The sequence below is a fragment of the Halobacillus sp. BBL2006 genome (assembly GCF_000786645.1).
Taxonomy (GTDB): domain Bacteria; phylum Bacillota; class Bacilli; order Bacillales; family Halobacillaceae; genus Halobacillus.
In genome coordinates this window covers 1-6,564 of the sequence record NZ_JRNX01000400.1, presented here as the reverse complement: position 1 = coordinate 6,564, position 6,564 = coordinate 1, and the positions used below count along the sequence as shown (strand labels likewise).

At 43.5% G+C, this 6,564-nt stretch carries 8 protein-coding genes; 1 reads left to right on the top strand and 7 read right to left on the bottom strand.

What is annotated here, in order from left to right; all coding sequences use genetic code 11:
• Nucleotides 1-16 precede the first annotated feature (16 nt).
• Genes LD39_RS12270 through LD39_RS12260 form a run of 3 tightly spaced genes read right to left on the bottom strand, consistent with a single transcriptional unit; the run spans nucleotide 17 to nucleotide 2,234 of the window.
• Nucleotides 17-217: a DUF951 domain-containing protein gene (locus LD39_RS12270; RefSeq protein WP_035546955.1), complete on the bottom strand. Its 201-nt coding sequence runs from the start codon at nucleotides 215-217 to the stop codon at nucleotides 17-19.
• A 17-nt stretch (nucleotides 218-234) separates the two neighbouring features.
• Complete coding sequence (locus LD39_RS12265; RefSeq protein WP_369793237.1) at nucleotides 235-1,164, bottom strand: mechanosensitive ion channel family protein; 930 nt, start codon at nucleotides 1,162-1,164, stop codon at nucleotides 235-237.
• 50 nt (nucleotides 1,165-1,214) lie between these two features.
• Nucleotides 1,215-2,234 carry a membrane protein gene (locus LD39_RS12260; RefSeq protein ID WP_035546953.1) on the bottom strand — a complete coding sequence of 340 codons (1,020 nt, stop codon included), beginning with the start codon at nucleotides 2,232-2,234 and terminating at the stop codon, nucleotides 1,215-1,217.
• Nucleotides 2,235-2,329: 95 nt separating this feature from the next.
• On the opposite strand from LD39_RS12260, the gene yyaC reads away from it, so the two are divergent.
• The gene (gene yyaC, locus LD39_RS12255) at nucleotides 2,330-2,971 is read left to right on the top strand and encodes a spore protease YyaC (RefSeq protein ID WP_052158847.1); all 642 of its coding nucleotides are present in this window, start codon (nucleotides 2,330-2,332) and stop codon (nucleotides 2,969-2,971) included.
• 115 nt (nucleotides 2,972-3,086) lie between these two features.
• On the opposite strand, the gene LD39_RS12250 is transcribed toward yyaC, so the two are convergent.
• The 4 genes from LD39_RS12250 to noc form a co-directional block, all read right to left on the bottom strand.
• Nucleotides 3,087-3,791: a DUF554 domain-containing protein gene (locus LD39_RS12250; protein ID WP_035546950.1), complete on the bottom strand. Its 705-nt coding sequence runs from the start codon at nucleotides 3,789-3,791 to the stop codon at nucleotides 3,087-3,089.
• Nucleotides 3,792-3,879: 88 nt separating this feature from the next.
• The gene (locus LD39_RS12245) at nucleotides 3,880-4,734 is read right to left on the bottom strand and encodes a ParB/RepB/Spo0J family partition protein (RefSeq protein ID WP_035546948.1); all 855 of its coding nucleotides are present in this window, start codon (nucleotides 4,732-4,734) and stop codon (nucleotides 3,880-3,882) included.
• Complete coding sequence (locus LD39_RS12240) at nucleotides 4,715-5,488, bottom strand: ParA family protein (protein ID WP_035546946.1); 774 nt, start codon at nucleotides 5,486-5,488, stop codon at nucleotides 4,715-4,717. The genes LD39_RS12245 and LD39_RS12240 overlap by 20 nt, the downstream gene beginning before the upstream one ends.
• A gap of 113 nt (nucleotides 5,489-5,601) precedes the next feature.
• Nucleotides 5,602-6,462 (bottom strand): nucleoid occlusion protein, encoded by an 861-nt coding sequence (gene noc, locus LD39_RS12235; protein WP_035546942.1) that lies wholly within the window; start codon nucleotides 6,460-6,462, stop codon nucleotides 5,602-5,604.
• Nucleotides 6,463-6,564 lie beyond the last annotated feature (102 nt).

Below are 6,564 nucleotides of genomic sequence, written 5' to 3'. Positions count from 1 at the left end.
GGGCGAGCCTCTACCATCATCCTTGTTCACTCGGTTCTAACCGCTTTTTCATCTTTGTCTCGAATTTCCTGCGAGGAATTAAAACACTATGACCACAACCTTCACACTTGATACGGATATCGGCTCCCATACGAATGATCTTCCACCGATTCTCTCCACAAGGGTGAGGCTTTTTCATTTGTACGACATCATTCAGATTGTAATTTTTTTCCGGCATAAGTCTTTACCTCCTATTTATTCAGAGACTTGAGATGATTCAGCTTGGTCATCTCGAGAATACATGACCATACGAGGGAATGGAATTTCGATTCCTTCTGCGTCAAGACGAGTCTTCACTTCTTTTCGGAGGGCCCGGGCAATCGCCCAATGCTCCATCGGATGAGTTTCTGCGATAATTCTCATCAGCACGTCTGATGCTCCTAGGTTCTGCACACCAAGAAGCTGTGGAACATCAATGATCTGTTCATAACGCTCAGGCAGTTCTTTCAATAGTTCCTGGATCGCCCGCTCCGCTTTTTCGATATCTTCCTCATAGGCAACACTTACATCGACGACGGCAATACTGTTATGGATGGAGTAGTTCGTGACCTGCGTCACGTTTCCATTTGGGAGAATATGGACTTCTCCTGTCCAGGCTTTGACTTTACACGTCCGAAGTCCTACTTCTTCTACAAAACCTTCCACGCCGGAAGTTTGAATGTAGTCACCAACAGAGAATTGATCTTCAAAAATGATGAAAAACCCTGAAATAACATCTCGAACTAGGTTCTGTGCCCCAAAACCAATGGCAAGTCCTGCGACTCCGGCACCCGCGAGCAGCGCCCCGATATTAAGGGTGAAGGTTTCAAGGATCATCATGAACGCAACGAAATAGACCACATACGACAAAGTGTTCAAAACCAGTTTGTTAAGCGTAGCTTCCCGACGTTTCGTAATTTGGAAAGGTCCACGCCTTTTGTTGGCAAAAAATTGACCAATAAGTCTTCTGCCGATTCGAATAACCAAAAAAGACAGGACTAGAATCATAAAGATTTTAAGAGCTCCAAATGCTACTGGCACCCATAAATCAGGTCCAGTTACATAATCAAACAGCGCGTCCCATTTCGTCTTCGTATCTTCTAACGTTTTTTTAACATCACCCACTGGATCGCCTGTACCTAACACCGCTGTCCCCCCTAAACGACAATGAATATGAGATTCATTTTAACAGGTTTTCAGCGAATTTTGAATCGAGAAATGACAGGATATAGAAGTAGGGACGTTAGTACGTATAAATTCAAAATTCCATATAAGGGATATAGGTATTCAATCAGGGTCGAGAAGCCGAAGGAAGTGAAAGGAAGCATGACTGCTATGACCGCCATGGCCAAAATCCATAACGGCTGTTTCAAATATTCACGAAACCTGGTCACTAACCCAAGCGTTCCTGAAGCTGCCGTGGTAAAAATAGCGATCCAAAGCATCACAGACATAAAGATCATCATTTCATATGGATAATGTTTCAAAATCGCAAATAATGGAATTTCATATAAGATGATTTCTTCCGATATTTGAATCAAACTATTATTATATAGATAGGAAACAGCCCCGAGCACGAGTCCACTCCCTATACTCGCCACCCAAATTTCCCCCTTATGCTTCATCTGGTTCCCAATGGCCCCAAGCACGGCAATCAAAGGAAGAATGTTCAGCGCCGTAAAAGGGAACGCAGACATCCAATTACTTGCTTCCTGTACGTGGCCGAATAAAGACAACTGCTGGTCACTGATAAACACAATCAAGACGAACAGTAAACCAGATATCAATAAAGGTAAAACAAAACTATTCACAACCACAATCCCTTTGACGTCCCATACGAACAGGAGAATGAGCGGGATTGCAATCGCCAGTACCCCTAAGCGGTAAGAAAAGTGAAAAGCCTGCCACGTCGCTCCACTCCCTGCAAGCATGATGACCGTCGTCGTAAATAAATAGATGATGATCATCCAGTCATAAACGCCAGTCAAATGCTTTCCTACAATCGCTCTGAGTACAGGTAAATAATGACCTGTTTGTTTATTAAAACTAATGCTCATAATGGTCGTGCAGCACAAGGTGAACATGACAGTAAATAACAAGATCGCTAAACTGCTGTCTTGTCCAAAGAATTGCCAGAGCTCTCTTCCAGAGGCGTACCCTGCTCCAATCATCGTTCCAACAATTAAAAACATCCATTTCATCCCAGCTTTTAACATGACGGTTCCTCCACCTTTATGTATTTGCCACACACACGTATAGAATGATGGACATCCTTATATACTGTTACTACTATGTATCTGGAGGAGAAGCTATGAATCTTAAGGACAAGTTTTCGAGAGAAGAACGGCGCGTCAGCACAGAAGATCCAGCGATGAGTGAAACTTTGAGTGTCCACTTAACAGAATGGCTTCCACCTTCAAAAAACGTGGTGATCGCCTGTATCGGAACGGATCGATCCACAGGAGATGCATTCGGTCCTCTCGTCGGATCAATGCTCAAAGATCAGCACCTTCAAACCTTCCATGTATACGGAACACTGGAAGATCCCTTACACGCCCTTAACTTGAAAGAGCGCATCCAATATATCCATCATACTCACACACGTTCGTTTATTTTAGCGATCGATGCCTGTTTAGGAAAGTCATCCTCTGTTGGTTCTGTCGTCCTTGGAAAAGGATCGATTTCCCCTGGTTCGGCATTGAAAAAAGACCTCCCACCTGTGGGCGACCTGCACATTAGCGGGATGGTCAACGTCAGCGGATTTATGGAACACGTCGTTTTACAAAACACACGACTGCATGTCGTTATGCAAATGGCGGCTAAGGTGGCCGCAGCCGTTCATTTATCCGAGAAACAAAGAAAAGAATGGAGAAGGATGCATATGCCTTTTCAGTCTTTCACAGCCGCGTCACATAAGCAGAGTAACGGATTTCCTTCTATTCACGGATCATGAACAAAAAAAAGCTAAGCCCCCGAAAAATGGGAGTCTTAGCTTTTTTCAATAGGTGATCGGATAAGCTCGATAGAAATAGAATCTTGTCTTTTTACGATAGAAAAAAACAACAAAGTTAAAATAACTGGGATAGATATAAGACAAAGCCGACGAGCAATAAAGAAGGCAGCAGGTTAGCTACACGGATCTTCGTCAGTTTTAACAAGTTCAGACCGATCGCTACAATCAGGAGCCCTCCTGTTGCCGTCATCTCGACAATGAAAAGGTCAAGGATATCCTGAGGAATCCAGCGGTCAATTTGTGTAGCAAGCAAGGCAATTGAACCTTCATATAAAACAACTGGGACCACAGAGAAAATGACTCCAATCCCTAATGTAGAAGTCAAAACAAGAGCGACAAACCCATCGATAATTGCTTTCGTAATCAATACTTCATGATCATTTCTAAGCCCGCTATCCAAGGCACCGATCACAGCTAACGCTCCAATGACAAAGATTAAAGATGCCGTAATAAATCCTTGTGCGATCATTGATTCTTGATCGGGCTTCGTAAATTTCCGTTCAATCCAACGCCCTATATACTCGAGCTTATCTTCTAAATGAACGGCCTCTCCGAAGATCGCACCTAACAACAGACTCAACAGCACGATCACGATGTTTTCCGTTTCAAACGCCATTTGCAGACCGATCAAAATAACGGCCAAGCCGACTCCACTCATGACGGTTTCTTTAAAGCGTTCGGGAATTTTAGTGAAAAATAACCCGAGTAGAGTGCCAATAAATATACAAACTCCATTTACAAGTGTACCTGTTAATACCATTGCATTCTCTCCAGTGCTTTTGTTTCACGTGAAACAGCGGTCTTTCGCACCGTTTTCACAAATAAAAAACCCGGCCTAAGCACCAGGTTCACTCTTTGGATTCATGATCGAACCAATGTAAGATCCGTTCCAGATCCTCGTCATTCATAAATTCAATTTCAATTTTTCCTTTGCGTTTCCCTTTATGAATGGTGACACTCGTCCCTAAGCGTTCCTTCAGACTTTCTTCTCTTTCTTTCAAAAAGATATCCTTTTGACGCTCTTTCGGTTTCTTTTCATTTTTCTGTTGGTTGTAGTCGTAGATGAGACGCTCTACCTGCCGGACGCTGAGCCCTTCTTTTTCAATCCTTGTTACAACCTGTCTAATATGGTCACGGTTTTTTAAGCTTAAAAGCGCCCGACCGTGCCCCATGGATAATTGTCCATCATTCATCTTCTTAATGACCTCTGTTGGCAAGGATAATAAACGAAGGAAATTTGCTATATGAGAACGGCTTTTTCCAAGTCTTTTGGCCAGCACGTCCTGCGTCAACCCAAGCTCGTTGATCAGGTTCTGATAAGCTTTCGCCTCTTCAATCGGTGTTAAATCTTCGCGCTGGAGATTCTCAAGAAGGGCGAGCTCCATCATTTGCTTATCAGTGAGCTCCCTGACTAAGACAGGCACTTTCTCAAGGTTTGCCAGCTTTGCAGCCCTGAACCTGCGCTCACCGACAACAATTTCGTATCCTTTAATGCTTTTTCTCACAATGAGCGGCTGGAGGATGCCATGTTCCTCAATGGATTGTTTCAGTTCGGAAATGGCCTCCTCCGAAAAATGCCTTCTAGGTTGATAAGGATTAGGACGACACTCACTTACGGCAACTTCTTGGATTTGTTCATCATTCTTAGGTTCCACTTCTTCAGGAAAATAAGCACCAAGACCTTTACCTAACCCTCTCGCCATTCGCTATCACTTCCTTTGCTAATTCTAAGTAGACTTCAGCACCGCGCGACTTTGCATCATATAAGATTACCGGCTTTCCATGACTGGGAGCTTCACTTAAACGAACGTTCCGAGGAATAATAGACTGATAGACTTTGTTCTGGAAGTACTTTTTCACTTCTTCAATGACTTGAATTCCTAAATTCGTACGGGCATCAAGCATAGTCAAAAGAACGCCTTCAATCATCAGCTGCTTATTCAAATGTTTTTGAACAAGGCGAACGGTACTTAACAGTTGGCTAAGCCCTTCAAGGGCGTAGTATTCACACTGTACGGGAATGATGACCGAGTCTGAGGCAGTCAACGAATTAAGTGTCAAAAGGCCAAGAGATGGTGGGCAATCGATGATGACATAGTCATACTCATTTTTAATTTGATCGAGTGCTTGCTTCAATCGAACTTCTCTTGAAATTGTAGGAACAAGCTCTATTTCAGCTCCAGCCAGCTGGATCGTAGCTGGAATCGCATCTAAATTTTCTACCATAGTTGTTGTACGAACCTGGGCTGCTTTCACATCATCGACCAATACGTTATAAATGCACTGGTCCACTGCACCCTTCTCAACCCCTACACCGCTCGTTGCGTTTCCTTGAGGATCGATATCGACAAGAAGGACTTTATGATTCAAGTATGCCAGGCACGCGCTTAAATTAACGGCTGTTGTGGTTTTCCCTACGCCTCCTTTTTGGTTGGCGATGGAAATCACTTTACCCATGCTGTCACCTGCCTCTTTTTCTTTCTATCATTCTACCATTTTAATAAAAAATACCAGCCCCATTTGGTTAAAAAAATCCCCATCTTTAAAGCAGCCAAGATGGGTGATTGAAGCTATCCTTTTTTCTTCGGAATCTTAATGGTAATTTGATAGTAATCGTCGTGATCCTCTTCGTTCGTCTCTAAATCGACGCCTGTATCCGTAACCATGTTCAAAGATTGACGGATGGTATTCATTGCAATTCTCATATCTTTATTAACGCCTTTAAGGGTCGGTTTCTTTTTCTTCGGTTTTGGATCACTCATTTTTGCGATTCGTTCTTCCGTCTGTTTCACATTCAATTGTTTCTCGATGATTTCTTCAAGAATTTTTTCCTGCAGTTCAGGCTCTTTCACCGCGATCAATGCTCGCGCATGACGTTCGGTGATTTTCTTATCCATAACCGCTTGTTGCACGGATTCCGGAAGCTTTAATAAACGCATTTTGTTAGCAATCGTCGACTGGCTCTTGCCTAAACGCTGGGCTAAAGCTTCCTGCGTTAAGTCATGAAGCTCAATCAACCTGGCATAGGCCATGGCTTCTTCAATAACTGTCAACTCTTCACGTTGAAGGTTCTCGATAAGAGCGACAGATGCCGTTTGTGAATCATTCATATCCCTGATGATGGCAGGAATGGTTTCCCATCCGAGAGACTGGACGGCACGCCATCTGCGCTCACCAGCAATCAACTCATACTCGTCTTCATCTAACCGACGGAGAACAATCGGCTGAATCATCCCATGCGTATGTATCGTCTGGGCGAGTTCGCTGATCTTCTCGTTGTTAAATATCGCTCGGGGCTGATATCGGTTGGGTTGCACGCGATCAACTGGAACTTGTAGAACTTCATCGGGATTATAGTCTTCTTCGTTGCTATTATTTTCCGATTCTGGTTTGTCCCCCAATCCGAACAAACGACCAAAAGGATGTAACACGATCAGACACCACCTTTATACGATCAAGCATACGCCTCTTTCAACTTGGTTCATAACCTAAAATTGTGCAATTGAAAAAGCGCCGCAGGCTTTGGGGCTGCT